Annotated in this window: 34 protein-coding genes; 16 read left to right on the top strand and 18 right to left on the bottom strand. The window is 70.9% G+C overall.

Features of this window, described 5'->3' with window-relative positions; genetic code table 11:
- The first annotated feature begins 405 nt into the window (after positions 1 to 405).
- The gene (locus ABT063_RS39140; RefSeq protein ID WP_351065409.1) at positions 406 to 1,329 is read left to right on the top strand and encodes an NAD-dependent epimerase/dehydratase family protein; all 924 of its coding nucleotides are present in this window, start codon (positions 406 to 408) and stop codon (positions 1,327 to 1,329) included.
- Between the two features lie 66 nt (positions 1,330 to 1,395).
- On the opposite strand, the gene ABT063_RS39145 is transcribed toward ABT063_RS39140, so the two are convergent.
- From ABT063_RS39145 to ABT063_RS39160, 4 genes are all read right to left on the bottom strand, one after another.
- Positions 1,396 to 1,788, bottom strand: a complete 393-nt coding sequence (locus ABT063_RS39145; protein WP_351065411.1) for a GNAT family N-acetyltransferase — start codon at positions 1,786 to 1,788, stop codon at positions 1,396 to 1,398.
- 170 nt (positions 1,789 to 1,958) lie between these two features.
- Positions 1,959 to 2,222: a GlsB/YeaQ/YmgE family stress response membrane protein gene (locus ABT063_RS39150; protein WP_351065413.1), complete on the bottom strand. Its 264-nt coding sequence runs from the start codon at positions 2,220 to 2,222 to the stop codon at positions 1,959 to 1,961.
- Between the two features lie 73 nt (positions 2,223 to 2,295).
- Entirely contained in the window at positions 2,296 to 2,874 is a 579-nt protein-coding gene (locus ABT063_RS39155) for an adenylyl-sulfate kinase (protein ID WP_351065414.1), read from the bottom strand.
- 43 nt (positions 2,875 to 2,917) lie between these two features.
- The gene (locus tag ABT063_RS39160; protein ID WP_351065416.1) at positions 2,918 to 3,469 is read right to left on the bottom strand and encodes a GNAT family N-acetyltransferase; all 552 of its coding nucleotides are present in this window, start codon (positions 3,467 to 3,469) and stop codon (positions 2,918 to 2,920) included.
- A gap of 70 nt (positions 3,470 to 3,539) precedes the next feature.
- Between ABT063_RS39160 and ABT063_RS39165 the strand changes: the two genes are divergently transcribed.
- Both ABT063_RS39165 and ABT063_RS39170 read left to right on the top strand, forming a co-directional pair.
- Positions 3,540 to 4,274, top strand: a complete 735-nt coding sequence (locus ABT063_RS39165; RefSeq protein WP_351065418.1) for a phosphotransferase — start codon at positions 3,540 to 3,542, stop codon at positions 4,272 to 4,274.
- Positions 4,275 to 4,352: 78 nt separating this feature from the next.
- Positions 4,353 to 5,120 carry an ArsR/SmtB family transcription factor gene (locus ABT063_RS39170; protein WP_351065554.1) on the top strand — a complete coding sequence of 256 codons (768 nt, stop codon included), beginning with the start codon at positions 4,353 to 4,355 and terminating at the stop codon, positions 5,118 to 5,120.
- 90 nt (positions 5,121 to 5,210) lie between these two features.
- Here ABT063_RS39170 and ABT063_RS39175 read toward each other — a convergent pair whose 3' ends face one another.
- On the bottom strand, positions 5,211 to 5,648 hold the full coding sequence (locus tag ABT063_RS39175) for an SPW repeat protein (protein ID WP_351065419.1): 438 nt from the start codon (positions 5,646 to 5,648) through the stop codon (positions 5,211 to 5,213).
- Between the two features lie 219 nt (positions 5,649 to 5,867).
- Between ABT063_RS39175 and ABT063_RS39180 the strand changes: the two genes are divergently transcribed.
- Complete coding sequence (locus tag ABT063_RS39180; protein WP_172629584.1) at positions 5,868 to 6,035, top strand: DUF8839 family protein; 168 nt, start codon at positions 5,868 to 5,870, stop codon at positions 6,033 to 6,035.
- Positions 6,036 to 6,118: 83 nt separating this feature from the next.
- On the opposite strand, the gene ABT063_RS39185 is transcribed toward ABT063_RS39180, so the two are convergent.
- A complete protein-coding gene (locus ABT063_RS39185; protein ID WP_351065421.1) occupies positions 6,119 to 7,159 on the bottom strand; it encodes an acyl-CoA dehydrogenase family protein in 1,041 nt (346 codons plus the stop codon).
- 98 nt (positions 7,160 to 7,257) lie between these two features.
- On the opposite strand from ABT063_RS39185, the gene ABT063_RS39190 reads away from it, so the two are divergent.
- Positions 7,258 to 7,611, top strand: a complete 354-nt coding sequence (locus ABT063_RS39190; protein ID WP_351065423.1) for a YciI family protein — start codon at positions 7,258 to 7,260, stop codon at positions 7,609 to 7,611.
- Positions 7,611 to 8,801, top strand: coding sequence for an RNA polymerase sigma factor (locus tag ABT063_RS39195; protein WP_351065425.1), 1,191 nt, complete (start codon positions 7,611 to 7,613; stop codon positions 8,799 to 8,801). Before ABT063_RS39190 ends, ABT063_RS39195 begins: the two co-directional genes overlap by 1 nt.
- Positions 8,802 to 8,811: 10 nt before the next feature.
- Here the strand turns inward: ABT063_RS39195 and urtE are convergent, their stop codons facing one another.
- From urtE to ABT063_RS39225, 6 genes are all read right to left on the bottom strand, one after another.
- Entirely contained in the window at positions 8,812 to 9,504 is a 693-nt protein-coding gene (gene urtE, locus ABT063_RS39200) for an urea ABC transporter ATP-binding subunit UrtE (RefSeq protein WP_351065427.1), read from the bottom strand.
- Positions 9,504 to 10,277 (bottom strand): urea ABC transporter ATP-binding protein UrtD, encoded by a 774-nt coding sequence (urtD, locus tag ABT063_RS39205; protein ID WP_351065429.1) that lies wholly within the window; start codon positions 10,275 to 10,277, stop codon positions 9,504 to 9,506. The genes urtE and urtD overlap by 1 nt, the downstream gene beginning before the upstream one ends.
- The gene (gene urtC, locus ABT063_RS39210; RefSeq protein ID WP_351065431.1) at positions 10,274 to 11,362 is read right to left on the bottom strand and encodes an urea ABC transporter permease subunit UrtC; all 1,089 of its coding nucleotides are present in this window, start codon (positions 11,360 to 11,362) and stop codon (positions 10,274 to 10,276) included. The genes urtD and urtC overlap by 4 nt, the downstream gene beginning before the upstream one ends.
- On the bottom strand, positions 11,359 to 12,255 hold the full coding sequence (urtB, locus tag ABT063_RS39215) for an urea ABC transporter permease subunit UrtB (RefSeq protein WP_351065433.1): 897 nt from the start codon (positions 12,253 to 12,255) through the stop codon (positions 11,359 to 11,361). Before urtB ends, urtC begins: the two co-directional genes overlap by 4 nt.
- A gap of 59 nt (positions 12,256 to 12,314) precedes the next feature.
- Positions 12,315 to 13,571, bottom strand: a complete 1,257-nt coding sequence (urtA, locus tag ABT063_RS39220) for an urea ABC transporter substrate-binding protein (RefSeq protein WP_351065435.1) — start codon at positions 13,569 to 13,571, stop codon at positions 12,315 to 12,317.
- Between the two features lie 305 nt (positions 13,572 to 13,876).
- Complete coding sequence (locus ABT063_RS39225) at positions 13,877 to 14,989, bottom strand: substrate-binding domain-containing protein (protein ID WP_351065436.1); 1,113 nt, start codon at positions 14,987 to 14,989, stop codon at positions 13,877 to 13,879.
- 142 nt (positions 14,990 to 15,131) lie between these two features.
- Here ABT063_RS39225 and ABT063_RS39230 point away from each other — a divergent pair, with 142 nt between their 5' ends.
- The 8 genes from ABT063_RS39230 to ABT063_RS39265 all read left to right on the top strand — a co-directional run bounded on the left by ABT063_RS39230 (position 15,132) and on the right by ABT063_RS39265 (position 20,703).
- Entirely contained in the window at positions 15,132 to 15,578 is a 447-nt protein-coding gene (locus ABT063_RS39230; RefSeq protein WP_351065437.1) for a MarR family winged helix-turn-helix transcriptional regulator, read from the top strand.
- Between the two features lie 257 nt (positions 15,579 to 15,835).
- Positions 15,836 to 16,000 (top strand): hypothetical protein, encoded by a 165-nt coding sequence (locus ABT063_RS39235; RefSeq protein ID WP_351065439.1) that lies wholly within the window; start codon positions 15,836 to 15,838, stop codon positions 15,998 to 16,000.
- The gene (locus ABT063_RS39240; protein ID WP_351065441.1) at positions 15,997 to 16,569 is read left to right on the top strand and encodes a sigma-70 family RNA polymerase sigma factor; all 573 of its coding nucleotides are present in this window, start codon (positions 15,997 to 15,999) and stop codon (positions 16,567 to 16,569) included. Before ABT063_RS39235 ends, ABT063_RS39240 begins: the two co-directional genes overlap by 4 nt.
- On the top strand, positions 16,566 to 17,432 hold the full coding sequence (locus ABT063_RS39245; RefSeq protein WP_351065443.1) for a hypothetical protein: 867 nt from the start codon (positions 16,566 to 16,568) through the stop codon (positions 17,430 to 17,432). Before ABT063_RS39240 ends, ABT063_RS39245 begins: the two co-directional genes overlap by 4 nt.
- A 64-nt stretch (positions 17,433 to 17,496) precedes the next feature.
- Positions 17,497 to 18,402 carry an aldo/keto reductase gene (locus ABT063_RS39250; protein ID WP_351065444.1) on the top strand — a complete coding sequence of 302 codons (906 nt, stop codon included), beginning with the start codon at positions 17,497 to 17,499 and terminating at the stop codon, positions 18,400 to 18,402.
- Positions 18,403 to 18,424: 22 nt separating this feature from the next.
- Positions 18,425 to 19,099: a maltokinase N-terminal cap-like domain-containing protein gene (locus ABT063_RS39255; RefSeq protein WP_351065446.1), complete on the top strand. Its 675-nt coding sequence runs from the start codon at positions 18,425 to 18,427 to the stop codon at positions 19,097 to 19,099.
- A gap of 94 nt (positions 19,100 to 19,193) precedes the next feature.
- The gene (locus ABT063_RS39260) at positions 19,194 to 19,607 is read left to right on the top strand and encodes a VOC family protein (protein WP_351065448.1); all 414 of its coding nucleotides are present in this window, start codon (positions 19,194 to 19,196) and stop codon (positions 19,605 to 19,607) included.
- 25 nt (positions 19,608 to 19,632) lie between these two features.
- Positions 19,633 to 20,703: an adenosine deaminase gene (locus tag ABT063_RS39265; RefSeq protein WP_351065450.1), complete on the top strand. Its 1,071-nt coding sequence runs from the start codon at positions 19,633 to 19,635 to the stop codon at positions 20,701 to 20,703.
- Here the strand turns inward: ABT063_RS39265 and ABT063_RS39270 are convergent.
- Together ABT063_RS39270 and ABT063_RS39275 are read right to left on the bottom strand one after the other, a co-directional pair.
- Positions 20,685 to 21,200, bottom strand: coding sequence for a mycothiol transferase (locus ABT063_RS39270; RefSeq protein ID WP_351065452.1), 516 nt, complete (start codon positions 21,198 to 21,200; stop codon positions 20,685 to 20,687). The genes ABT063_RS39265 and ABT063_RS39270 overlap by 19 nt on opposite strands.
- A gap of 27 nt (positions 21,201 to 21,227) precedes the next feature.
- Entirely contained in the window at positions 21,228 to 22,115 is an 888-nt protein-coding gene (locus ABT063_RS39275) for a LysR family transcriptional regulator (RefSeq protein WP_351065454.1), read from the bottom strand.
- Between the two features lie 126 nt (positions 22,116 to 22,241).
- Between ABT063_RS39275 and mgrA the strand changes: the two genes are divergently transcribed.
- Positions 22,242 to 23,237 (top strand): L-glyceraldehyde 3-phosphate reductase, encoded by a 996-nt coding sequence (gene mgrA, locus ABT063_RS39280; RefSeq protein ID WP_351065455.1) that lies wholly within the window; start codon positions 22,242 to 22,244, stop codon positions 23,235 to 23,237.
- 30 nt (positions 23,238 to 23,267) lie between these two features.
- Here the strand turns inward: mgrA and ABT063_RS39285 are convergent, their stop codons facing one another.
- Positions 23,268 to 23,552, bottom strand: a complete 285-nt coding sequence (locus ABT063_RS39285) for a DUF1905 domain-containing protein (RefSeq protein ID WP_351065457.1) — start codon at positions 23,550 to 23,552, stop codon at positions 23,268 to 23,270.
- A gap of 75 nt (positions 23,553 to 23,627) precedes the next feature.
- Positions 23,628 to 24,011: a nuclear transport factor 2 family protein gene (locus tag ABT063_RS39290; RefSeq protein ID WP_351065459.1), complete on the bottom strand. Its 384-nt coding sequence runs from the start codon at positions 24,009 to 24,011 to the stop codon at positions 23,628 to 23,630.
- 353 nt (positions 24,012 to 24,364) lie between these two features.
- On the opposite strand from ABT063_RS39290, the gene ABT063_RS39295 reads away from it, so the two are divergent.
- Positions 24,365 to 24,775 carry a hypothetical protein gene (locus ABT063_RS39295; protein ID WP_351065461.1) on the top strand — a complete coding sequence of 137 codons (411 nt, stop codon included), beginning with the start codon at positions 24,365 to 24,367 and terminating at the stop codon, positions 24,773 to 24,775.
- Positions 24,776 to 24,822: 47 nt separating this feature from the next.
- On the opposite strand, the gene ABT063_RS39300 is transcribed toward ABT063_RS39295, so the two are convergent.
- Positions 24,823 to 25,176, bottom strand: a complete 354-nt coding sequence (locus ABT063_RS39300; RefSeq protein ID WP_351065462.1) for a nuclear transport factor 2 family protein — start codon at positions 25,174 to 25,176, stop codon at positions 24,823 to 24,825.
- 189 nt (positions 25,177 to 25,365) lie between these two features.
- A complete protein-coding gene (locus ABT063_RS39305) occupies positions 25,366 to 26,628 on the bottom strand; it encodes a streptophobe family protein (RefSeq protein ID WP_351065464.1) in 1,263 nt (420 codons plus the stop codon).
- Positions 26,629 to 26,659 lie beyond the last annotated feature (31 nt).

Below are 26,659 nucleotides of genomic sequence, written 5' to 3' on the forward strand. Positions count from 1 at the left end.
CACATCCTGCACTGGTCGACCTGGCGTCGACGGCGACAACGCCAGGCCCGCACCAGCCACTACAAACGACGCGGACACAGCCCCTGACCTGCCCATCAGTCACGGCAAGCACCGTTGCAGTACTAGGACCTGTCGTTTGGATCACGCCGCAGACGCGGGGTCTGGCACGCCCATCTGCGGCGTTGTCGTCACTCCCCGACGCCCCGCGTCGACTCCCCTCCTTCGCCTTGCAGCTGCACGCACCAGACCCCCGCTCACCGGCGCTGACGGGATGCCGTCGATTCTCTGCGACCTGATCCAAACGACAGGCCCTGGGCCCCAGACGCGGCGTGATCGAGCCGCCATCGGGTGAGATCGCCGTCGCGGGGATGTCACGTCCGGGCCCGCCCGGTCCGTCGCACGAGTATGGCGACCATGCACACGAACCAGAGTGTTCTCCTCGCCGGCGCGAGCGGCGTCCTCGGCCGGCACGTCGCCCGCGCCCTGACCGACGCGGGCCACAAGGTCACCGGGCTCGGCCGGGGCGAGGGCAACGGCATCCGGGCCGACCTCATGGACCGCGACGCGCTGCTGCGTGCCGTCGACGGGCACCGCTTCGACACGGTGATCCACGCCGCGACCGCCCTGCGCAAGCCACCCATGCGCCACCGCGGCATGCACGCCACCAACGCCCTGCGTATCGACGGCACCGCTCACCTCGTCGAGGCCGCCCGGGCCGTCGGCGCCGGCCGCTTCGTGGCCGAGTCGATGGTCTTCGGATACGGCTACGGGGACCACGGCCCCCGCCCGGTCACCGAGGACGACCCCTTCGGCCCACCCGGCACCTCACCGGAGCTGGAAGGGCACATCGCGGCCATGCGCACCAAGGAACGACTCACCTTGGGCACAGAGGGGCTGGACGGCGTCGCGCTGCGCTTCGGCCTGTTCTACGGACCCGGCGGCACCGACGCCCTGCTGACCCTGCTGCGCAAGCGGCAGCTGCCCGTTCCCGACGACCGGGGCCGGGTCCTGCCGTGGGTGGAGCTCACCGACGCGGCGCGCGCGGTGGTCGCCGCCGTCGAACGCGGTCGCCCCGGCCAGGCGTACAACGTCGCGGACCGCATCCCGCTCGGCTTCCGGGCGCATGTCCTGTGCGTGGCCGAGGAGTTCGGGCTGCCGAAGCCGATGACGGCACCTCGATGGCTGATGAGGCCGATGTCGTACGCGCACACGGTGATGTCGACGACGCTGCGGGTCTCCACGGCGAAGGCGGAGCGGGAACTGGGCTGGACGCCGGTGTACCCGTCCAGCCGGGAAGGCCTCGCGGCCATGCGCGCAGCCGTCCGCTGACCGCCCAGGCCTACAGCCCCGCGAACTCGGGGTGCCGTGCGCGGGCCCGGAGGATCGACGCCGCCTTCATCCAGCGGGCGAGGGGGAGCCGTGCTCGGCCTGCGCGAGAAGCGACCGCCGCCCTTCCGCGCGTGCCGCGGCCACGGCGGCTTCCGGCAGCCGCGTGCCGACGCCCCGCCGCCGTTCCGTGGCGTGCACGGCGAACTCCGGCTCGGCGAGGTGCTCCTGCCCCTCCCTCGTGAACAGCCGGAGGAAGGCGGATCCGAGGGGGGCCCCGTCGGCTCCCGAGGCCGGCCAGGCCGGGCGACCACTGGAGGCACCGGCCTCGGGCTCGGCGAGCGGGGTGATGCGCAGGGACGACGGGACTCCGGCACGGTCGGGTCGGAGGACGAACCGCCGAACCTGGCGGCCGTGTCGTGCCGCCCGCAAAGGGTTTGCGCGCTTGGTGAGTCCGCGCATGCCGAGGTCCGCGCGTGCCGAGGTCCGCGCGTGCCGAGGTCCGCGCGTGCCGAGGTCCGCGCGTGCCGAGGTCCGCGCATGCCGAGGTCCGCGCGCGCCGCCGTCCGCCTGCCGGTGCCGCGCGCGTCACTTGGTCTGCGCCGCCGTCCGCGTGCCGCCGTCGTACGTCGTCAGCGGCGTGCCCGCGACCGGTCCAGCGCGGCCACGCCGAGCGCGGCGAGGCCGATCTGAATGAGCCACTCGACCCAGTCGACTCCGTCGGTGTCGGCCACGTCGAACGCGCCGGCGATCGCCGAACCGATCAGCGCGGCGACGATGCCGACGAGGATCGTCCACAGGACCCCGATGCGCTGGCGCCCAGGGACCACCAGCCGGCCCAGGACACCGATGACGATGCCGATCACGATGGCACTGATGATGCCGTCGATCTCCATCTCCGCCCCTTTTCGTCAAGACCCCCGTGTGCAGTTCGGGTTCCCCCTGGAGGCGGGGACAGTCCGGCTCCGGTCAACTACTGGCCAAAGCGGACCCGGCGCCCATGCCCCGTCCGTCATCCCCGACCCACCCGGTGGCGGAGACCACTTCACTCGCGATGTCGATCACGGTGCGCCCGTCGGTCACCACGCGCAGGGTGTCCGCGGGCGCCCGCTCCTCCAGCATCCGGGCCTTGCGGACACTGCCTCTGATCTCCTGCTCCAACTCGGAGCCGAGCTCCGGCCCGGACAGCCGCTGCTCGGCCGTCTCGTCGGAGGCGGTCAGCAGCACCCGCACCATCCGCACGCCGTCGCCCATCGCTCGCCGGAACATGTCCGCCGCCTCATCGAGCACGCTGACGGTGTTCGTGTACACGAGACGCCGGTAGCCCAGTTCGGCGTAGTTCCCCCAGACCGCGGTCAGGTTCCGCTCGGCGACGGCCGCCCGGTGCGGGTCGCCCTCCGGCGCCGGATGCACCTGCGCCAGGAAGTCCCCGTCGATCACGGCATGCGCGACCCCGGCCGCCCGCAGCCGTGCCGACACCTCCCACCCCACCGTCGTCTTGCCGACCCCGGCGCGTCCGCCGATGAGCAGTACCTCCGCGTGATCCATACGGGCAGCGTGCCGGCCCAAGACCTTGCCGGGCCATGGAGTTTCACCCGCGCAGGCTCCAGGTCCGCAGGATCGTCTCCCGGCCCCTCGACCGGCGCCGGACCGGGGCGTCGTCCGCGAGCTCGAACCCGCAGGAACGGGCCACCGCCTCGCTCGCCGCGTTCCCGGCGTCGATGCACAACACCACGCGGCGCGGCCTCAGCTGCTCGGTCGCGTGCGCGGCGACCAGGCGCACGGCACGCCCGGCCAGCCCCTGCCCCCGGTGAACGGCCCCGACGCCGTAGGCCAACTCCAGGTCCCGTGCGTCCGACTCGCCGCGGAACAGCAGTACCTCGCCATGCGGCCGGACCCCGTCCGTCGTGATGGCCAGTTGCAGTTTGCGCCCCTGGGCCTGGCCCTCCCGGGCGCCGGCGAGGTAGGTGCGGGCGGCGACGAGGTCGAAGGGTGAGGCCACCGGGGTCCAGCGGGCCATCTCGGGATCGTCGTACAGGGCGACGAGATCGGCGAGGTCCTCGTCCGACCAGGCGCGCAGGCGGATCCCGTACCCTTCGAGCCGCAGCGCCGGGGGAAGGGCGAAACTCCCGTTGTCGTTCATGAGTTGATCCTGCCCCGGGTGCGTGATCGGGCCAACCGGGATGCGGCGGGTGTGACGAGGAGGCGGTCAGGTGGAGGAGTCGGTGCTCGGCGGCGGCGCGGTGAACGAGGTCGTACGGGTCGGTGCGACCGTGCGGCGAACGCCCTCGCCGAGGACACGGTACGTACGGGACGTGCTCGCGCTGTTCGAGCGGCGGGGGTGGGCCGGGGCGCCCCGGTTCCTGGGGACGGACGAGCGGGGCCGGGAGATCTTCGACTACGTCGAGGGGCGGGCGGCGCTCACGCCGCGGGAGCGGGCCGCCGCCCGCACCGACGCATGCCTCGCGCGGGTGGCCCGGCTCGTCCGTGCGTTCCACGACCTGACGCACGGCACGCCGCTCGCCGGCGACCAGGACGTCGTGTGCCACAACGACCTGGCCCCGAAGAACACCGTGTACACCGTGACGGGCGGCGAGTGGCGGCCGGTCGCCTTCATCGACTGGGACATCGCCGCTCCGGGGGAGCGCGTCCAGGACGTCGCCCATGTGTGCTGGCAGTACCTGGACCTGGGACCCAGGGTGACCGACCTGCCGGAGGCGGCCCGCCGGATCCGGCTCGTCTGCGACGCCTACGGCCTCGACGGGCGCGGCCGCCTCCTCGACACGATCCTGTGGTGGCAGGACCGCTGTCGGCGCGGGATCCAGGCGGGTGCCGAGCGCGGCGAACCGGCCATGGTCGGTCTGCGCGAGAGCGGGGCCGTGGACGAGGTGCGGTCCGCGTGGGAATGGGTGAACGCTCACCGCCGGGAACTGTCGGCCCGCCTGTAATGACCTTGCGGGACCGCCATTGACAGGCAGGTAATTGCCTGCATAACGTCGAGTGTGCGATCTGGAGACGACCCCGCGATGGACAAGGCCTTCAAGGCGCTGGCCGACGAGACGCGCAGGCGACTGCTCGACCGGTTGCACGAGCGGGCCGGCCAGACGCTGGGGGAACTGTGCGAGCACATCGACATGACACGCCAGTCGGTGACCCAGCACCTGTCCGTCCTGGAGGCCGCCAACCTGGTCAGCACGGTGCGGCGAGGACGCGAGAAGCTCCACTACCTCAACCCCGTCCCGCTCCACGAGATCCAGGAGCGGTGGATCGAGAAGTTCGAGCGCCCGCGACTGAGCGCGCTCGGGGCCGTGAAGCGACGAGCCGAGGAAGCCATGACCGACAAGCCGACATTCGTGTACGTCATCTACATCGAGAGCACACCCGAAAAGGTCTGGGACGCGCTCACCGACGCCGACCTGACCGCCGCCTACTGGGGCCACAGCAACGTCTCGGACTGGCAGCCCGGCTCACGCTGGGAGCACGTACGGACGGACGGTTCCGGAATCGCCGACGTGGTCGGCGCCGTGGTGGAGAGCGAGCGCCCGAACCGCCTCGTCACCACCTGGGCCGCGCCCGAGGAGGAGGGGCGGCAGGACCGGTACTCCCGGGTGACCTTCGACATCCGGCCGCACGACGACATCGTCCGGCTCACCGTCACCCATGAGGACCTCAACGACGAGGGTGAGCGCGCCGACGCGGCCTCCGGCTGGCCGGCCGTGCTGTCCAACCTCAAGTCGCTCCTGGAGACCGGCAGGCCGCTGCCGCAGGAGCCGTGGGCGGTGCCGGCCGGCTGAGTGGACGGAAGCGGACGGCACACGCGGCATGCGTCGGGCCGGTCCACGCCCCCGCGGACCCGCCCGACGTGTCCTGTCCTCCTCCGGGTGTTACGTCCTGGCGCTCCTCGCCGCCGTACCGATGCACATCAGCCCCAGGATCACGGCCAGGGCGCCGATGACGACGTTGTTCCAGATGACCCCGGCATCCGGGCTCTCGCCGACGATCCACGGCGAGATGATCATCCACGCGCCGATGGCGCACATGGCCCAGCTCAGGCCGTACATGCGCTCCGGGGCACGGGTGAACCCGAGGGCCAGCAGACCGATCGCGATGCCCACGATCAGGTTGTGGGTCACGAGCGGGGGCTGGCTCGTCGTGAAGTGGAGTATCCAGGGGGATACGGCGCAGTACAGACCGAGCAGGAACACCGGTCCGTCCACGAGCGCCACATCGCGACCGCCGAGCACACGGGCGTAGCGTGCCCGCATTTCTGAGGCATCAGGGTGGCTGGTGATGTCACCTCTGGTGGGCGAGACGTTGGCCATGATTCGTCTCCTTTGACTTACAGGCCTGACCGCGTCTGGTGCGGTATGCGGTAAGCGCCGCGTAAGTTCATTCTGCGCTTATTTTTTCCTTATGTGTAGAGGTCGTAGTGATGGCGGACAGTTTTGAGCTGGCATGACATGTCCGCGCGGATCGAGGGCAAGCGGGTTGTTACCAGAGCTTGGTGACGCGGGTCGGTGGTGGAACGTGGAGGTGCCGCTATGGGCGCGAAGGTGTTGGAGCGGTTTCCTGCGGGGGCTCCGCGCGGATCGTGGCCGGCGGAGGAGTACGCTGCGGCGCGCCGCGCCGAGGGTGAGCCCGCGACGGTCGTGATGGACCTGAAGTCGGACGCGTTCCTCGTGGTGGTCCCGGCCCGCGACGAGGACTGACCGGGGGCATGCGGGGCGGCCCGCACCTGGTCGCAACGGCCGGTCCCGTCCGGAGGCGGTGGCCGGGGTGCCGTGGCCGCCCCTTAAGGCATGTTGTTCGCCAGCGCGTTGAGATGTGCTCGGCGTGACTCTGCTGTCTGGCCTTGGACCAGCAGGAACAGGCCCTCTCGCGCCAGACGTTGGGCCTTGCTGGTCAAGGTCATCGAGCGGCCGCCTCCGGCCACCACGGCCGCAGTGGTGGCCGTCCGCATGACCTCGTACGCCTGTGTCCTGAGGGCCAGCCGTTCCGCCAGGTGCTCGTTCGGCACCGGATGATCGGCCAGGGCGTAGGCCCGGCGCCGGACCTCGTCGAGGCGGGTGCGCAGCGACCCGGCGACGTCCTCGTCCAGCAGGCCCAGTGCCGCCTCGGCGATCCCGAAGACGGCCGGCGAGGCGTTCACGGTCTTCGTGCGGTCGGCCACGCTCCACCTCTCGTACGGCGCCCGTAGGACCACCGCCCCGTCCGCCAGCCACAGGCCCTCCAGCTCCAGGGACACCGTACGGGTGGCGGTGAGCGCCGCGAGCCGCATCGGCGCCGACGGGCGCAGGCCCGGTTGCTCGCGCGCCTCGGTGAACGCGAACACCAGCTCGCCGCTGTCCGTCACACCCGCGAGCAGCATCACGTCGTTCAAACCCCAGCCGGTGTACCAGGGCACGGTGCCGTCGAGCCGCCAGCCGCCGCGCTCGGGTGTGGCCCGTACGGGGCGCCGGGGGAAGGCGCGGACATGGGCGTACGCGATCCCGGCCAGCAGCTCGCCCGTCGCCAGCGGACGCAACAGCCGCTCCCGCACGGGGAGGTCGGACTGCGCCAGCAACTGCACCGGCGTGTGGTGCTGCGTCTGCACGAACCACGTCGAGCAGCACGCCCCGGACAGGATCTCCGCCGTCTCCCGCGCCACCGCGCCGGGGGCGGCCGCACCGCCGTACTCCTTCGGCGCGCTCACCCCGAGCAGCCCCGACCGCTTGACCGCCGCGACATGGCTCGCGGGCACGCCCTCTTGGTCGACACGCTCCGCCTGAGGAGCCAGTACGCCGGAGGCCAGCTGTCGGACATGGGTGACGAGAGGGTGGGTCACGGTGGTCATGAACAAGATTCTCCCGGTCTCGTCGTGCGCGCTGTCGATCCGGGGGCCCGCCGTTCGTGTAGGAGGAGAGAGAACGCCACGACGCCCAGGAGGCCGTCATGAAGTACTACCTGCTCAACGTGATGCAGCCGGTGGGGGAGCCGCCCGCCCCGGAGTTCCTGGCCGAGATCGAGAAGAACCTCGACGCCCTCAACCGCGAGCTGCGGGAAGCGGGCGCCTGGGTCTTCGCCGGAGGACTGCACGGCCCGGAGTCCTCCACCGTGCTCCGCCCGCGCGACGGCGACGTCCTCGTCACCGACGGCCCGTACGCCGAGGGCAAGGAGATGCTCGGCGGCATCAGCCTCATCAAGGCGCCCGACCTGGACGCCGCCCTCGAGTGGGGCCGCAAGCTGGCGCTGGCGACCACACTGCCGATCGAGGTGCGGCCGTTCATGGGCGAAGCCGAGGACTGATGGCCACGGACGTCGAGGCCGTCTTCCGTGCGGAGTACGGCCGCGCGGTCGCCGTCCTGGTCCGCTTCCTCGGCGACATCGACCTCGCCGAGGAAGCGGTCCAGGACGCCTTCACCCTGGCCGTCCAGCGCTGGCCGGAGACCGGCGTACCGCCGAGCCCGGCAGGCTGGATCATCACCACCGCCCGCAACCGTGCGATCGACCGGCTGCGCCGGGAGGCCAAGCGGGACGAACGGCACACCCACGCTGCCCTGCTGCACGCCCCCGACGCACCGCCCGAGGAGGGCCCCGTGCGCGACGACCGGCTCCGCCTCATTTTCACCTGCTGCCACCCCGCGCTCGCCACTCCGGCGCAGGTCGCCCTCACCCTGCGTCTCCTGGGCGGGCTCACCACGGCCCAGATCGCCCGCGCCTTCCTCGTGCCCGAGCCGACCATGGCCCAGCGACTCGTACGGGCCAAGACCAAGATCCGCGACGCGCGCATCCCGTACCGCGTGCCCCGTGACGCCGACCTGCCGGACCGGCTCAAGGGGGTCCTGGCCGTCGTCTACCTGATCTTCAACCAGGGGTACGAGGGCCCGCCCGAGCTGTGCGCGGAGGCCGTGCGTCTCGGCCGCCTCCTGGCCGAGCTGATGCCGGACGAACCCGAGGGCACCGGCCTGCTCGGGCTGATGCTGCTGGTCGAGTCGCGCAGGTCCGCCCGGCAGGACGAGCACGGCGAGCTGGTGCCGCTGCCCGAGCAGGACCGCGACCGCTGGGACCGGAACCTGATCGCCGAGGGACAGACACTCGTCCGTCGCTGCCTGCGCCGGAACCAGCCGGGGCCGTACCAGATCCAGGCCGCCATCCAGGCCGTCCACAGCGACGCGCCGACCGCCGGCGCCACCGACTGGGGGCAGATCGTGCAGCTGTACGACCAGCTCATGGCTCTCGCACCCAGCCCCGTCGTGGCCCTGAACAGGGCGGTCGCCGTGGCCGAGACCGAGGGCCCGCGACAGGCCCTCGACCTGGTGGACGACCTGGACCTCGACGGCTACCACGTCTTCCACGCGGTCCGCGCCGACCTCCTGCGCCGCCTCGGCCGCGACACGGAGGCCGTACGGGCGTACGAGGCCGCCCTCGCGCTGACGGAGAACCCGGCGGAGCGCGCCTTCCTCGAACGCCGCCGACGGGAACTCGACCCGACGTGACCGCTTGCCCTCACACGCTGAGCGCCTCCCGCACCGCCACCTCGGCCTCCTTGCCGCCCTCCCCGGACGATGTGACCCGCCCGGCCTCCAGGACGTAGTACCGCTGCGCCGCCCGCATCGCGAAGCCCACATGCTGTTCGACCAGCAGCACCGAGAGCCCGCCGCGGGCGGCCAGGGCGAGGATCGTCTCCTCGATCTCGGCCACGACCGACGGCTGGATGCCCTCCGTGGGCTCGTCGAGCAGCAGCAGCCGAGGCTCCGTCACCAAGGCGCGGGCGATGGCGAGTTGCTGCCGCTGACCGCCGGAGAGCAGTCCGGCGCGGCGGTTCGACAGCGCCCGCAGCGCCGGGAACAGGTCCAGTGCCTCGGCGATCGCCTCCCTGCCGCGTCTGCGGCCGTCGGCGACCAGCTGGAGGTTCTCGGCGGTCGTCAGGTGCGGGAACGACTGCTGGCCCTGCGGCACGTACGCCATCCCGCGCGCCACCCGCTCGTGCGGCTTGCGGCGGGTGATGTCCTCGCCGTCCAGGCGGACCGTGCCGCTGGTGGGGGAGAGCAGGCCGACGGCCGCGCGCAGCAGGGTGCTCTTGCCGGCGCCGTTGTGCCCGAGCACGGCGGCCACGCCGTCCTGCGGCACCTCGACGGTCACCCCGTGCAGGACGGTGCTGCGCTGGTAGCCGACGCGGACGTCGTCGATCTGGAGCATCACGCCTCCTGTACGGCCACGTCGGTGGTGGTCTCGGTGGCCGCGTGCCCGAGGTACACCTCCTGCACCTTCGGATCCGCCTGTACCTGGGCCACCGTGCCCTCGCTGAGCACCTTGCCCGCGTGCAGCACGCTGACGCTGCGCGCGAAGGACCGCATGAAGTCCATGTCGTGCTCGATGACGACCACGGTCCGCTCCACGCTGATCCGCTCCAGCAGCTCGCCCGTCGCCTGACGCTCGTCATGGCTCATTCCGGCCACCGGCTCGTCGAGCAGCAGCAGCTGTACGTCCTGCACGAGCAGCATGCCGATCTCCAGCCACTGCTTCCGGCCGTGCGCGAGCGTCCCGGCGGGGGAGTCGGCGAGCTCGGTGAGCCCGACCGTCTCCAGCGCCTTGGCGACCGGCTCGGGCACGCCCTTGCGGCGGCGCAGCATGGTCCACATGCCGCGGCCGGCACCTGCCGCGATGTCCAGGTTCTGAAGGACCGTCAACTCCTCGAAGACGGTGGCCGTCTGGAACGTCCGGCCGATCCCGGACCGGGCGATCCGGTGCACGCTCCGCCCGAGCAGCTCCGCGCCGCCGAAGCGCACCGAGCCCTCCGCCCTCACCAGACCGGTGACCGCGTCGACCAGGGTGGTCTTGCCCGCGCCGTTCGGCCCGATGAGGAAGCGCAGATCGCCCGGGCGGACGTCGAGGTCCACGCCGTCGACGGCGGTGAACCCGTCGAAGGAGACCCGTAGCTGACGTATCTCGAGTCCCGCGAGCTCGCTCATGCCGCTTCTCCCACCGGTACGACGGCCGCCGTCTTCTTCCGCCCGCTCCTGCGCCGCCGTACGAACACCGCCAGTGAGGCGAGACCGCCCGGCAGGAACGCCAGGGCGACGATGAACAGCAGCCCCTGGAAGTACGTCCAGGCCGCCGGGAACTCCTCCGACAGCGCCGTCTTCGCCCAGGCGACCGCCACCGCGCCGAGCACCGCGCCGGCCAGGCTGGCCCGGCCGCCCACCGCGGCACCGATGACGAACTCGATGGACGGCACGATGCCGATCAGCGCGGGGGAGATGATGCCCACCGCCGGCACGAACAGCGCGCCCGCGAGGCCCGCCATGCCCGCCGCCACGACGTACGCGACCAGCTTGACGTTGGCCGGGTCGTAGCCGAGGAAGCGCACCCGCTCCTCCGAGTCCCGTACGGCGACCAGGAGTTCGCCGTACCGGCTCTGGATCAGCTGACGCGCGAGGGCGATCAGAAGCAGCAGGGCGGCGGCGATGACGAAGTACACCATCCGCTGGTTGACGGGGTCGTTGAGGTCGTATCCGAAGAAGCCCTGGATGTCGGTGAGTCCGTTGGTGCCGCCGGTCGTGGCCTGCTGGCCGATCAGCCAGATCGCGAAGGCGGCGGCGAGCGCCTGGCTGAGGATCGCGAAGTAGGCGCCCTTGACCCGGCGCCGGAAGATGAACGACCCGAGCAGCGCCGCGACCACCATCGGCAGCAGCACGGTCGCGGCGAGCGCGAACACCGGGTTCGCGAACGGCTGCCACCACCACGGCAGTTCGGAGGCGGTGCCGTACAACTGCATGAAGTCCGGCAGGTTCCCGGGCCCCGCGTCGGCGATCTTCAGGTGCATCGCCATCGCGTAGCCGCCGAGGCCGAAGAACACGCCCTGACCGAGCGTCAGCAGCCCGCCGTGGCCCCAGGCCAGACAGATGCCGACGGCGACCATGGCCGTGCACAGGTACTTGGCGAGCAGGCCCAGCCGGAAGTCGGACAGGGCGAGCGGGGCGAGGGCGAAGAGGAGGACCGCGGCCCCGGCGAAACCCGCCCAGGCCCGCGCCGAGCCACCTTTCAGAAGGTTCATACGAGACTCCTCGTACGCAGCGTGTACAGCCCCTGCGGCCGCCACTGGAGGAACGCGACGATGGCGACGAGCACCAGCACCTTGGCGACGCTGACGGTCGTGGAGTACTCCAGGACCGACTGCAGCACGCCCAGCACGAAGGCGACGATCACCGTCCCCTTGAGCTGCCCGATGCCGCCGACCACGATCACCAGGAAAGCGTCGATGATGACGTTGGTGCCCATCGTCGGCCCGATCGGCCCGACCAGCGTCAGCGCGACGCCCGCCACGCCCGCGAGCCCGGACCCGAGGAAGAACGCGGTGCGGTCGACCCGGCTGGTGGAGATCCCGGACACCTCGGCGAGGTCCCGGCTCTGCACCACGGCCCGGATCCGGCGGCCGAGCGGCGTCAGCCGCAGCGTCAGCGACAGCGCGACCACCGCCGCGAGGGCCAGCCCCAGGATGAACAGGCGGCTGTTGGCGACGGTGAGCGGATCGTCGCCGCCGATGAGGGTGATGTTCCCGGTCAGCCAGTCGGGCGCCCGGGTCTGCACGTTCGGCGCGCCGAAAATGTCCCGGGCGAGCTGCTGGAGCATCAACGAGACGCCCCACGTGACGAGAAGGGTGTCGAGCGGCCGCAGATACAGGCGCCGTATCAGCAGCCATTCGAGCAGCGCGCCGAGGGCGCCGGAGACGAGAAAGGCGACGGGCAGCGCGACGATAAGTGAGACTCCGGCGCCGGAAATGGATTTCTGCAGGACGTACGTGGTGTAGGCGCCGGCCATGATGAACTCGCCGTGGGCCATGTTGATGACGTTCATCTGGCCGAAGGTGAGCGAGAGGCCGAGCGCGATGAGCAGCAGGACGGCACCGATGCTGATGCCGGTGAAGGTCTGACCGAGGATCACGGTCATACGGCGGCTCCGGGAAGGGCGGTACGCGGGGGCCGGTCGAGCCCCCGCGTGACGGGCGGTCAGGACAGGCCGGAGGCCCAGGAGTAGCCCTTGAGGTACGGGTCCGGCTTGATGGGCTTGCCGGAGTCCCACACCTGCTTGATCAGTCCGTCGGTGCCGATCTCGCCGATCCGGGCGGTCTTGTAGATGTGCTGCGAGGCGCCGTCCACGGTGACCTCGCCCTCGGGCGCGGCGAAGGTGATGCCGTCCGAGGCGGCCTTCACCTTCTCCGGGTCGAAGGACTTCGCCTTCTCGACCATGGCCTTCCACAGATGGACCGAGGTGTAGGCGGCCTCCATCGGGTCGCTGGTCGGCTTGCCCTGGCCGTACTTGGCCTTGTACGCCTTCACGAACGTGGTGTTCGCCGCGCCCGGGGTGGTCTGGTAGTAGTTCCAGGCCGTCAACTGGCCCGCCAGGTACTGCGCTCCGATCGACTTGACCTCCTCCTCGGCGATCGACACCGAGACGACCGGCATGCTCTTGGCGGTCAGGCCGGCGGACTTGTACTCCTTGAAGAAGGCCACGTTCGAGTCGCCGTTGAGTGTGTTGAAGACGGCGTCCGCCTTCGAGGCCTTCACCTTGTTCGCGATCGTGCTGAACTCCGTGGAGCCCAGCGGTGCGTAGTCCTCGCCGAGGATCGTCATGCCGTTGGCCTCGGCGTACGTCTTGATGATCTTGTTGGCGGTGCGTGGGAAGACGTAGTCGCTGCCGACCAGGTAGAGCCTCTTCTTGCCCTGGCTCTTGAGGTAGTCCAGCGCGGGGACGATCTGCTGGTTGGTGGTCGCGCCCGTGTAGAAGATGTACGGCGACTCCTCCAGGCCCTCGTACTGCACGGGGTAGAAGAGCAGCGACTTGTTCTTCTCGAACACCGGCTTGACGGCCTTGCGGCTGGCGGAGGTCCAGCAGCCGAAGGTGGCCGCGACGCCGTCCTCCTTGATGAGCTTGGTCGCCTTCTCGGCGAAGGTCGGCCAGTCCGAGGCACCGTCCTCGCTGATCGGCTTGATCTTCTTGCCGAGCACACCGCCCTTGGCGTTGATCTCGTCGATGGCGAGCAGCAGCGAGTTGCGTACGGTGACCTCACTGATGGCCATCGTGCCGGAGAGGGAGTTGAGCAGGCCGACCTTGACCGTGTCGCCGCTGGCGTCGATCTTCGCGGCCTTGTCGGACGAATCGGCCGCGTCGGTCTTCGCGCCGCACGCCGAGAGCGCGACGACGGCCGCGAGTGCCACGGTGCCGGCCAGGAGCCGGCGCCGGTGAATGCTGGGAACGCTGGACAAAAGAACCCCCTTGCCCCTTACGAGGAGACCTGAAAGGGAAGGAATCAGCAGGAATCAGTCATGAATCGGCAGCCCTTCAGGCGCGATGGTGTTCCGGCTGGTCCCTGAAGTGCGGTCCACAGCCTCAAGTCACCCTGTTTCCGACGCGTTTCGCGCGACTTTCCCGGCCGTATCTTCCGACCCTTCGCGGGAAACAAAGCGGGAAACAAAAAATCCCCGGGCCGAATTCTTCACCAGAATTCACAAGTCGCCCGGGGTATTTTAGATACTTCCTGCGTGAAGTATCTGGCTGTGCTGCGGGCATGTCAAGGGTGGGCCGGGTCCAGGTCCAGCTGCGTGAGGACGTCGAAGTCCACCCCGTCCGCCTGGGCGAGGTAGATGCGCTGCTTGACGTGGCCGTCCCGCAACCGGAGCAGCCCGCGCGGCCCTTCGTACGACACGGACTCGGCCGTCGCGCCGATGGCCGTCACATCCAGCGTCCTGGCCCGGGCGATGAGCGCCGCGAGCAGCAGCACGCCCTCGTAACACGACTCGCCGAGGCTGCCCGGAGCGGGCGCCTCGATGCCGTACCTTCCGGCGTACTGGCCGTGGAAGTCGAGGGTGTCCTGGTTGGCGAGCGAGGTGAAGAACCCGGCCGTGCTGTAGAGGTCCACGGTGGCGGTGGGTCCGCTGGCCATCAGCATGTTCTCGTCCATCAGCGTGCTCAGCCGCAGACACCGCTGGTCGAGCCCGGCCGCGGCGAACGCGCGGTTGAAGCGGACCGCGTCACTGCCCACGAGGAGCATGAGCACGGCGTCCGCCTCCGTCTGCTCGATCCGGCGCAGCACTCCGTCGAACTCGTGGGTGCCGAGCGGAAGATAGGCCTGGCCGCAGATGCCGCCCCCGGACTCGCGCGCGTAGGCGCGTGCGGCCTGCGCGGTGCGACGCGGCCACACGTAGTCGTTGCCGACCACGAACCAGCGGCGCACCCGGTGCTCGCGCGCCAAGAGCCGTATCGCGGGGCGCAGTTGGTCGTCGGGCGTCTCGCTGGTCAGGAAGACGCCCGTGGTGTGCTCCCCGCCCTCGTACAGGGCCGTGTAGACGTACGGGACGCGGTGGGCGATGCGCGGGGCCAGCGCCTGGCGTACGGAGGAGATGTGCCAGCCGGTGACCCCCTGCACGACACCCAGGTCCACCAGCGTCTCGACGCGGTCGGCGATCTCCCCGGGCTCGGCGCCGCCGTCGACCGGCAGCAGCCGCAGCTCCTTGCCGAGCACCCCGCCCGCGTGGTTGACCTCCTCCGCGGCCAGCCGCGCGCACAGCTCGCAGGTGGGTCCGAAGATCCCCGCCGCGCCCTGCGCGGGGAACACCAGCGCCACGCTGATCGCGGAGTCGTCGACTGTGAACCAGTCGAGCGGATGGGGATCGAGCTCGAACATGCGGTCATGATTCCGGGTCCGCCCGGTGAACTCCAGTCCGTCTCGTGGACCGGTCGGCGGGGCGGAAGGGTAAGGGAAGACGGACACGATCCTTTCGCAAGACGGCACTTGTACGATGTCCGCACCCCGACCGAGGAGACGGATGCCTGCCCCACCTCCGCGTCAGCCCCAGGACCTGATGCAGTTGTTGACGCGGGCCGAACGACTGGCCGCGCGGCGGCTGCAGGCCGTCCTCGACGAGGACGGCTGCTCGCTCGACGCCTGGCGGGTGCTCGCCCTGCTCGCGGACGGCGAGGGCCACCACATGACGGCGGTCGCCGAAGCGGTCTTCCTGCCGCCGCCGACGCTCACCAAGCTGGTCGACCACCTCGTGGACCAGAACCTGGTCTACCGCCGCGTCGACCCCCTGGACCGCCGCCGCATACTCGCCCACCTCACCCCGCGCGGGCAGGCCCACTGGCGCCGGATCAGCCGTGAGGTCCACGCACAGTGGCCGGTGCTGAGCGAGAGCGACGACGACCTGCTGCGGGCGTTGCTGGAGCGGTTGGTGAACACCCTCGACGGGGCTGCGGCGGAGCCGACCGGCTGAGTCGTCCGGATGGGACGATCGGCCGCGTGTCGCCTTCCGGGCATCTCCGGGCGCAAGTAGCCCGCCAAGTGGCAGGAACGCCACGGTACTTAGTCCGGAACGGCAAGGTCCGTAGTCCGAAACGGCCAATTCCCAAAGACTTTCGAATCCGGCATGCACGAAACGGCACGGCCGGACGCCGTAGGGGCAGAAGGTGTAACCGTCGCCTTCCGGGGCCCGCGGGCCCCGACCAGCCAGCGGAGAGGACCGAAGGGTCCGTGAACCACCAGTTCGAACAGTTTGCCCGGGACGTGGCGCTGTCCCTTCTCGCCCTGCGGGTCTTCGGGCCCGGCGTCGTCTCCCTCTCGCGCCGGGTCGCGGCCGCCCTCGTGCGGGTGGGCGTCAGCGAGATGGATCGCCGACTGCCGGGAGGCGATCGGTGACCCGGGAGGAGTCGTCGCTGCGTCCCGCCGGAAACCCGCGGGCCCCGGAGAAGCTCCCCCTGGACTTCTCCGCCTTCCACCAGATGCACCGCCCGCGCTACGTCCGCGAGGCCGAGCGCTGCCTGCGCTGCCGGGCGGACGCCGAGGAGGCCGTCGACGAGGCCTTCGTCCAACTCGCCCAGGAGTGGCGGCAGATACTGCGCACCGACAACCCCGCCGCCTACGCCTGGCGGGTGGTGAAGAACCGCATCATCGACCACGCCCGAGCCCGCGGCCGTCGCGCCACGCTCATGGACACCGCGGTGTTCGAGACCGTGACCCTGCAGGGCGCCGAGGACGCCTTCGAGGTGATCGAGCAGAACCTGCGACTGTTCCACGCCATCTCCGCCCTCCCCGAACGGCAGCAGGACGTCATCCGGCTCCGCTACTGCGAGGGCTGCAGCACCGCCGATGTGGCCTTCCACATGGGCATCACCGAAGCCGGAGTGCGTTCCATCGAGCGATACGCCAAGCGTCGTCTGCGCGAGATCTACGCGGCGTGCGCCGAGGAGGAGGCGGAGCGTTCATGACCTTCGACACCGCGAGTGACGTGGACACCCTGCTGTCCAGGGTGCGGCTCGCGCCCACAGCCCCCTACACCCGCTCCGACATAGAGGCCGCCGAGGCGCGTATCGCCGCCCGGGTGGCGGCCGGCGGCATCGGCGAGACCCGGGCGAGGGCCCACGCCTGGACCGCCGCCGTCGCCTGCCGCCCCCCGGGGACCCACCCCGCGGCCCGGGATTTGCGGGCGCTGTGCGAGGCGCTCCTCACCCGGCCCGGTGCTCTGCACGGCCTCGGCAACTTCCTCGGCAGCGCGCTGCCCGAGCCCTCCGGTGCCAGGATCCTCGGAGCCATCCTCTACCTGGCCGGCTGCGAGGACAGCGCCCGTTTCTGGTGGCAGTACGGCGCCGGCGCCTCCGACACTGTCTCCTCGTACTGCCTCTACCTCCACCATCGGTCGATGGGCGAGGACGAGGAGGCCGACTGGTGGCTGAGCCACACGGAGATCACCCCCGCCACCCTGAGCAGGGAGGCCACCGAGCTGGAGATCGCCACCGCACTGCATGTGCTCACCGCCCTGCGGCGCGACCGGAGGGGGCTGCCCAGGGCGTTGCGGGCGCTGGTGGAGTACGTGCCGGCGGTGGTCGGCTTCGTCGACGACGACCTGGAGCTTCCCCTCCCGGACGGCGATCTGGCCGACATCGTCGAAGAAGTCACCGCGTACGGCTCGGCCCCCGTCCGGGAACGCCGCCGCACCAGGCGCGGAGCGCTGCCCGAACGCAGGGAGTCGAACGTGCACACCGTGTCGTCGGCCTCTCCGCGGCCCGCGCGGAACTGGAGCCGCGATGTCCAGGAGGCGCTGCGCAAGTGTGAGGAGACGGTGGCCTGTTGAGGCCCGAGCGCCGGCGGAGAGGCGTGCCTGGGCAGACGTTCGCCGCATGTGCGACACTCCGCCGATGACCACGGAAACGATCACCGCGGACGCCGCGGGCACCTGGAAACTCGGCGACCTGCCCGTCCACCGCATCGGCTTCGGCGCGATGCGTCTGACGGGCAGTGCCGCCTTCCACCTCGGAACGCCGAGCGACCGGGAGCGCTCGATCGCCGTACTGCACAAGGCGATCGAACTCGGCGTCAACCACATCGACACGGCCGCCTTCTACTTCTCCTCCCTGCGCTCCGCCAACGAACTCATCAACAGCGCGCTGTCGCCGTACCCCGACGACCTGGTCGTGGTCACCAAGGTCGGTCCCTTCCGCAACTACTCGGGGGAGTGGGGCAGTTCGGCCCGCCCCGACGACCTGCGCGGCCATGTCGAGGAGAACCTGCGCCAGCTCGGCCGCGACCACCTCGACGTCGTCAACCTCCGCCGCATGCGGCAGGACTCCATCGCCGAGCACTTCGGCGCGCTCGCCGAGCTGCGCGAGGAGGGCCTGATCCGGCACCTCGGCATCTCCGACGTCGAGCCCCGCCACCTCGCCGAGGCGCAGGCCATCGCACCGGTGGTGTGCGTACAGAACCGGTTCGGGCTCGACCTCCACGACCCCGCGACCGACGAACTCCTGCGGATCTGCGGCGAACAGGACATCGCCTTCGTACCGTTCTTCGCCATCGCGGGCGAAGGCGGCTCCCAGGGCGCCACCGCATCCCACGACGACGAGGTGCTCGCCATCGCACAGGCCCACGAAGCGAGCCCCGCCCAGATCCGCATAGCCTGGACCCTCCAGCAGGGCCCGCACGTCCTGGCCATCCCCGGCACCGGCAACCCCGACCACCTCGTCGAGAACGTGGCCGCGGGCGCCGTACGCCTGACCGACGAGGAACTGGCCACGCTCGACGCGCTGCACCAGCAAGCTGCTTGAGACCAGAGAGGGAAGCTCCGGCATGGCCGTCATCCACCACACCACCCTCAAGCCGACCAAGCTCGAACTGCTCACCGCCTGGCTTCCCTCCCGCCCCTGGTACTCCGGCGGCGCGGGCGAACCGGCGCTGACGAAGGCCGGCGGGTTCCGGCTGGACGATCCGCAAGGTGAGGTCGGGATCGAGTTCATGGTGGTCACCGACACAGCTGACACTTCCGGCGCCGACCCGGCCGCGTACCTGGTGCCGCTCACCTATCGCGGCGCCCCGCTCGACGGGGCGGAGCACGCCCTCGTAGGCACCATGGAGCACGGCGTGCTGGGGCGCCGCTGGGCCTACGACGGCTGCCACGACCCGGTGCTGGTCGCCCAGTTGCTCGCCCTGATCGAGGGCCGGGTGCACGCCCAGGACCAGAACACCACCGACGCCCCCGACCGGGAGGTCACCCGCTCCTGCACCGGTGACGGCCCCGCCCTCTCGGCTCTCCGCACCACTGCCACCGACGACGCAGAGGGCACGGAGCTGTCCCTCCCGCACGGCGCGGCACTCCGGCTGCACCGGGTCCTGCGACCCGCCCAGGAGGGCACGCCCGTCCTGCCGCCGGGCGCGACCGGCCACGTCGCCGGCGCCTGGCACCTGCCGGGCGGCACCCGCGCACGGGGGCTTCTCGCCGTGCTGCACACCGGCCCCCGGGGCTGAGGGGCACCGTCCGGGCTCCCGGTCCCGGCCGACTGGCGCGCACGAGGTTTTACGTATAACCTCTCCCGTCAATCACCCGTCCCGAGAGGTTTCGATGAGACGTATCGCCCTGGTCACACTCGTCGTCGACGACTACGACGAGGCGATCCGCTTCTACACCGAGGCCCTCGGATTCCGGCTCGTCGAGGACGCCCCGCGGCCCGACGGCTCCCGCTGGGTCGTCGTGCGGCCGGGTCTGCGGCAGGCCGGCGCCGATCTGCTGCTGGCCCGCGCCAATGGCGAGACACAGCGGAGCCGGGTGGGCGACCAGACCGGCGGGCGCGTCGGCTTCTTCCTGCACACCGACGACTTCGCCCGCGACCACGCCCGCATGCTCGCCGCGGGCGTGACCTTCCTGGAGGAGCCGCGCCACGAGTCGTACGGCTCGGTCGCCGTCTTCCAGGACCTGTACGGAAACCGCTGGGACCTGCTGCAGCCCGCCACCGACCTCCAGCCCGCCACCGACTGAGAACCACCTGCCGAGGAACACGCACATGACCGCGCCCCGCATCGACACCGACACCCTCCGCCGGCTGCCCAAGGCCGTGCTGCACGACCACCTCGACGGCGGCCTGCGCCCCGCCACCGTGGTGGAGCTCGCGGACGCGGTCGGCCACACCTTGCCCACCACCGACCCCGACGAGCTCGCCGCCTGGTATTTCGATGCCGCGGGCTCCGGCGACCTGGTCCGCTACATAGCCACCTTCGAGCACACCCTCGCGGTGATGCAGACCCGCGAGGGCCTGCTGCGCACCGCCGAGGAGTACGTCCTCGACCTGGCCGCGGACGGCGTCGTCTACGGCGAGGTGCGCTACGCCCCCGAGCTGATGCTGAAGGGCGGGCTGACTCTGCCCGAGGTCGTCGAAGCCGTCCAGGAGGGCCTGGCGGCGGGCATGGTGAAGGCCGCCGCCGCGGGCACGCCGGTACGGGTCGGCACGCTGCTGTGCGGGATGCGGATGTTCGACCGCGTCAAGGAGACCGCCGACCTGGCCGTCGCCTTCCGGGACGCGGGCGTCGTCGGCTTCGACATCGCCGGCGCCGAGGACGGCTTCCCGCCCGCCGACCACCTGGCCGCCTTCGAGCACCTGCGCCGCGAGAGCGTCCCGTTCACCATCCACGCCGGCGAGGCCCACGGCCTGCCCAGCATTCATCAGGCCCTCCAGGTGTGCGGCGCCCAGCGCATCGGGCACGGCGTCCGTATCACCGACGACATCGTCGACGGCAAGCTCGGCCGCCTCGCGGGCTGGGTCCGCGACCGCCGTATCGCCCTGGAGATGTGCCCGACGTCCAACCTCCAGACCGGCGCCGCGGCCTCGATCGCCGAGCACCCCATCACCGCCCTGAAGGACCTCGGCTTCCGCGTCACCCTCAACACCGACAACCGCCTGGTGTCGGGCACGACGATGACCCGTGAGATGTCCCTGCTGGTCGAGCAGGCGGGCTGGACGGTCGAGGACCTGCGCACGGTCACGGTGAACGCAGTGAAGAGCGCGTTTCTCCCGTTCGACGAGCGCAAGGCCCTCATCGAGGGCGTCGTCCTGCCGGGCTACGAGCCCGCGCTCTGAACCAGCCCCCGGACGTAGGCTGCCTGTCCGACGTGCTGGAGATCGTCGGACAGGACACTGACCAGCCGTACGCCCAGGCTGACCGGCGGATCCCAGCGCTCGTCCACGATCCGCTCCAGGTCCTTGGCGGTCAGCTCGCGCAGGGCCTGGAGGGTCTGGGCGTGCACGGCGTCGTGGTAGCCGGTCAGCAGGTCACCGGAGTCGACTCGCACCTTGGCCACCTTCGCCGGGGTGTGGCCGTACCCGGTGTCGCGGCGCGGCAGATCCAGCCCGAACCTCTTCTGCCAGTCTTGGGACAGCCACACCTGGTCGAGATCGAAGGCGTCGGCGATGTGGTCGTCCTGGACCCGGGTGAGATGCCAGACCAGCCAGGCGATGGAGTTGGCAGCGTCGGAGGGGCGGGCGTGCAGGTCGTCGGGGTCGAGACCCTCGACGGCGGCGTGGACCTCTTCCTGGATGCGGCTGTATCCGTCGATGAGGATGTCCTTGGCATGCATGCCTCCACCATCGCGCATCCCCGTCCGTCACGCGCTCTCTGTGGCCAGCAGTGCCATCAGCGCCCGGGCCGCCGGGCTGGTGGCCTGCGGGGGCGGCAGCAGGGCGACCGTCTCGTACACCGTCTCGCCGGTGTCCTTCACGGGCAGGGCGGTCAGCGACGCGCGCTTGGACCGGAAGTGCCGTGGCACGACGGCGATGCCGAGGTTCTCGTCCACCAGGTCGAGCAGGCTGTGCACGTCGTTCACCTCCAGCGCGACGGTGCGCCGGACGCCCGCCGCGGCGAACGCGGCGTCGGTGGTGCGGCGCGGCCCCCAGTCGGGGTGGAAGTCGACGAAGACCTCGCCGCCCAGTTCCTCCGGGGTGACGGCCGCACCGGCTGCCGCGAGCCGGTGGGTGGGGTGGCACAGCACCGTCATCGGCTCGCTGGTCACCGGTACGGCGCGCAGCTGTTCGTCCTCCTCGTGCGCCGACCGCACGGCGAACGCCAGGTCGAGGCGCCCGGCCGCGACCTCCTCCGCGAGCGCGCCCGAGCCCGCCTGCCGCAGGCAGATCTCCACGTCCGGGTGCTGCCGCCGGAACGCGGCGAGCAGTCCCGCCACATTCACCCCGGCGATGCACTGTTCCGACCCGAGCGCGAGCATCCCGCGCAGCACGCCCTGCACCGCGGCCACCGCCTCGTGGGCGGCCCGCACCTGGGCCAGGATCCGCTCGGCCTCACCCAGGAGCGCCCGCCCGGCAGGCGTCAGAGTCACCCGTCGGGTCGTCCGCACGAACAGCGGGGTCTGCAACTCCCGCTCCAGCGCCCGGATCGAGGCCGACAGACCCGACTGGGACACCATGAGGCGTTCGGCAGCCCGGGTGAAATGCTGGTCCTCGGCGACCGCGACGAAGTGCTGGAGATGGCGTAGTTCCATGATTGAGAAGCGTATCCGCTGAATTCCATCTGATTTACCTGTTGGACCACTGCCAGCAGGTCGCGAAAGAGTGGATACCGGTTCATCGGAAACCGACCTTCGTGTGCCAACCCCTCTGGAGTCGCGTTGTACACCGCACACCCCGACCGCTACGCGGACATGCCCTACCGGCGCACCGGACGCAGCGGCCTGAAGCTTCCCGCGCTGTCGCTCGGCCTGTGGCACAACTTCGGCCCCGCCGACCGGACCGTCGAGACGCAGCGCGCCATCCTGCGCCGCGCCTTCGACCTCGGCGTCACCCACTTCGACCTGGCCAACAACTACGGCCCGCCGCCGGGCGCCGCCGAGTCCGCCTTCGGCGAGGCCCTGAAGGCCGACTTCGCGTCCTACCGCGACGAGCTGATCATCTCCACCAAGGCCGGCTATCTGATGTGGCCCGGCCCGTACGGCGAGTGGGGTTCGCGCAAGTACCTGCTGTCCTCGCTGGACCAGAGCCTGAAGCGGATGGGCCTGGACTACGTCGACATCTTCTACTCGCACCGCCCCGACCCGGAGACTCCCCTGGAGGAGACGATGGGCGCCCTGCACTCGGCGGTCCAGCAGGGCAAGGCGCTGTACGTCGGCATCTCCAACTACTCGGCCGAGCAGACCCGCGAGGCCGCCCGCATCCTGGGTGAGCTGGGCACCCCGCTCCTCATCCACCAGCCGCGCTACTCGATGCTCGACCGCCGTCCCGAGGACGAGGGCCTGCTCGACGCACTCGACGAGCTCCAGGTCGGCTCCATCGTCTTCTCCCCGCTGGAGCAGGGCCTGCTCACCGGCCGCTACCTCGACGGCATCCCGGAGGACTCCCGGGCCGCGAGCGACAGCCCCTTCCTGAACTCCGACGCGGTCACCGAGGAACTGGTCGGCAGGCTGCGCGCCCTCGACGACATCGCCAAGTCCCGCGGCCAGACGCTGGCCCAGCTCGCGCTGGCCTGGGTCCTGCGCGGCGGCCGGGTGACCTCGGCGCTCGTCGGGGCGAGCAGCCCGCAGCAGATGGAGGACAGCGTCGGCGCGATCCGCAACCTGGACTTCGACGCGGAGGAGCTGGCGCGGATCGACGCGATCGTCAGGGCCTGACCCGTATCGCGGGGGGACTGTCGGCACGTATCAGCTGAGCCGCTCCTGAAGGTGCACGGTCACCGTGTCCCCCGCCTCCTTCCCGATGGCCCGGCGCACCTCGGCCTTCACGGGCAGCATGTGGGTACCGTCCCCGAGGGCCATGAAGGAGCTGCGGAAGGGGTGCCCGTCGATCGTCCCGCGCACCTTGACCAACCCGCGGGTGCCGAAGAACTCGACGGACGCGGGCCACAGGACACACGTCCAGCTGCCCTTCTCCGGGCTCCCGCGCAGCTCGGCGGTGAATTCCGCGTCCACTTTTCCGGTCGTGGCCATGATGTCCTCCTGTGCCGGTGGTCTCCTGTTGAAGAGACCACCGGCAGCGGGAAAACTCATCGCGGACGACGTCCCTCACGCCCCGGCGGGCACCCGGTCCAGGAAACCGAGCACCGTGCTGATCCGCCCGTCGGCGTCGAGCGTGATCACATCGGATCCGGCGACGGGCGCCGATCCGTCGGCCTCGCTCACCAGTTCCCAGGAGAAGCGCGCCGTGTCGTGGTGCCCGTCGACCGCGCCGGTGAGCCGGAAGGCGAAGCCGGGGAACTGTTCGTGGGCCGCCGCGATCACGGCCGCTATCCGCTCATGGCCACTGACGTCGGCGAGAGGATCGGTGTAGCCGCCGTCCGCGGTCCAGGCGGCGGCGACCGCCTTGGCCCGCACCTCGGGCTCACGCGCGTTCCAGGCCTCGAAGTAGCGGGCGACGGCGCTCTCGTGACGGTCGGTGTTCTCGGGCATGGGACATCAGCCTCCAACGAGGACGTATCTGCTGGTCGGAACCGGGTCCGCGGCGCGGCGGACCCGGTACCGCAACCATGCCCGGACGGCCCGCGGCGGTCGATTACCCCTCGGGTAATGACGGCGTCGGCATGCACTCGTCAGATTTCGGCCAGTCCGGGCGGTGAATATGCCAGGAGACTGGCCGGAAAGTTGTGGTGACAGTGTTTCAGTAGTGAACATACTCATCTGCTAGGAGCCTTCACATCCAGCGAAGCTCCCGTCACGCATTGCGCATGAGCCGCGCACAGCACACGAGCCGCATCGAAAGCGAGGCCCGGCCGACAGGCTAGTGAAGCAACGGGGGAGTGATCGTGCACGACGAATTCCTGTGCCATGTCACGGGGTACGGCACCTGCGGCGGTCGGCGCATCGGCGTACCCCTCGGAACCTACCGCGCCCCCACCCTCGCCCTGGCCCTGTGGTGGTTACGCGACCGCGCCTCCTGGATCGCCGAGCGATTAGACCCCCAGCCCGAGGCCGGGCACTTCCCGCCCGGCGCGCTCGCCCCGGTCGCCGACACCGTGCCCGACGTGCCCGCCATGCTGCGCGCCTGGTGCGGGGACATGGCCCAACAGGAGCTGGTCGCCGACGAGTTGGCGGCGGGACGGCTGGTACGGATCGCCGCCAGTGACGACACCACCGAGTACGAACTGCTGGCCGAGTCGGTCGACGCCCTACGCATGCAGCGGACCGCCGCGGCGCTGTTCACGCCCGTCGCCTGAGCCGCGTCCCGCGGGAGTGCCGGACCGTCAGGCCTGTCCCAGCCCGTTCAGCGGCACGCGCCGCGCCAGCACCCTGCGTGACAGATCCGCCAGCCGTCGGCGGCACGCACCACCGTGTCCTCGTACGTCACGGACCCGCACGAGCCGTCCGCCATGACACCCAGCCCCGTGGACCGGGCCCGCACCCGGCCGTCGTCCATCTCCTCGATCACCACATTGGTGACGTGGTGCGCGACGGGATTCGCGGCGCCCAGCGCAAGAGCCGCCTCGGTGAGGGCGGCGATCCCGGTGACCTGGCCCTGGCCGAAGTCGGACAGGTCGTAGACGACGTCCGGGGTGAAGACCTCCGCCGAACGGTGCAGCTCGCCGGCGTCGACCAGATGCCCGTGCAGGGCGATCAACTCGGAGACGGCCAGGCGGTCTTCGGGTGTACCGCAGGGCCAGAGCCGTCGTGCGGCGACGCACCCAGCCTCCAGTGCAGCCAGGGGCCTGTCCGGCGGACCATGCCGCAGAGGCGAGGTCTGGCACGCCCGTCTGCCGCGTCGACGGGGCGCCGCCGATTTCCTGCGATCTGATCCATCAGAAGGGCCCTAGTCCGCACGCCGCCATCGCACCGGCCTCGGCAGCAGCCCGCCCAGGAAGCCGGTGAGCAGCCCCCACAGCAGGGCGAGGCTGAGCGCGCCCCACACCTCCGGCTTCAGGAACACCTCTCCGGCCAGATCGCCGGCCAGGTCGCCGATGCCGAGGAGCGACAGACCGTAGTGCGCGGAGATGCGGCCGACGAGGCAGATCACGAGGACCGTGAGTGCGAGGGCGACCGCCATGTGCACGGCGTTCTGCCAGGCGCGCGTCCGGGCCGGGGAGCGTGTCGCCATGAGGAACGCGGCGCCCAGCAGCAGTACGGCGTCCACGACCACGAGCCACCACACCCTGCCGTCGTACTCGGCGATCGTGCTCAGGTTGAGCGCCGAGACGTCCTGACCCCGCAGCACCTGGTCGAGCACATGCGGCATCGGCAGCCCGAACGGGCCCTCCACCCGGCCGTTCCACGTGGCGCCGAGGCCGATCGTGAAGGTGAGCCAGACCAGGTTCGGCATGCCGAGCAGGATCAGCGCGAAGGTCTCCGCAGCGTGGCCGCGCGTCGCCGCGACGACGAGCGCGATGACGATCCCGAGGACGACGCAGGCGAGCAGCAGGACGACCATGGCGTACGCGGCGGGCCGTACCGTCTCCTGGACGCGCAGCAGCCGGGGCGGCACCGGAGCCCCGCGCGACACGAGTATGGCCAGCACCATCACACCGGCCAGCCACAGCAGGCCGAAGAACAGCGTCAGCGGCACATCCGTGGTGAACCCGACCTCCGGCGCCAGGCCGAACAATTCACCGATGTCGCCGAGCGTGCCGTCGCCGAGGGAGACCGCGAAGGTCTGGCGGGCCGCGAGGGCCAGAGCAAGGAGCGCGAGCAGCCACAGCACGGCGATCCGGGCGGCCCATTCGACCAGTTCACCGGCGCCGGTGACCGCCCGGTGCCGCAGGGGCCGCAGGAAGCCGGCGGCGAGCACCAGCGCCCCGACGAGGGTGACCGACAGCGGGGTCACGGTGAGCCCCGCCTCGGTGGTGGCGAGTTCTCCGGCGTTCCCCGACAGCTCGATCGTGCCGCCGACGGCCGTGACGACGGTCGCCGCGACCACCCGGGGGAAGGCGTTGTCCGGCAGGTCGGCCGCACCGGCCGCCCACAGCCCCAGAGCGGCGACCACCCCCATGACGATCAGCGCGCCCAGGACGGTGGCCGCCGCCTGCAGCCAGCCGTGCCGGGCGACGACGGCCTGCTCGGAGGGTGTTCGCGGACTCACGCTGCCACGCTAAGCAGCACCCGCGCGGCGC

It is taken from the genome of Streptomyces sp. NPDC002838 (assembly GCF_040295365.1).
GTDB lineage: Bacteria > Actinomycetota > Actinomycetes > Streptomycetales > Streptomycetaceae > Streptomyces.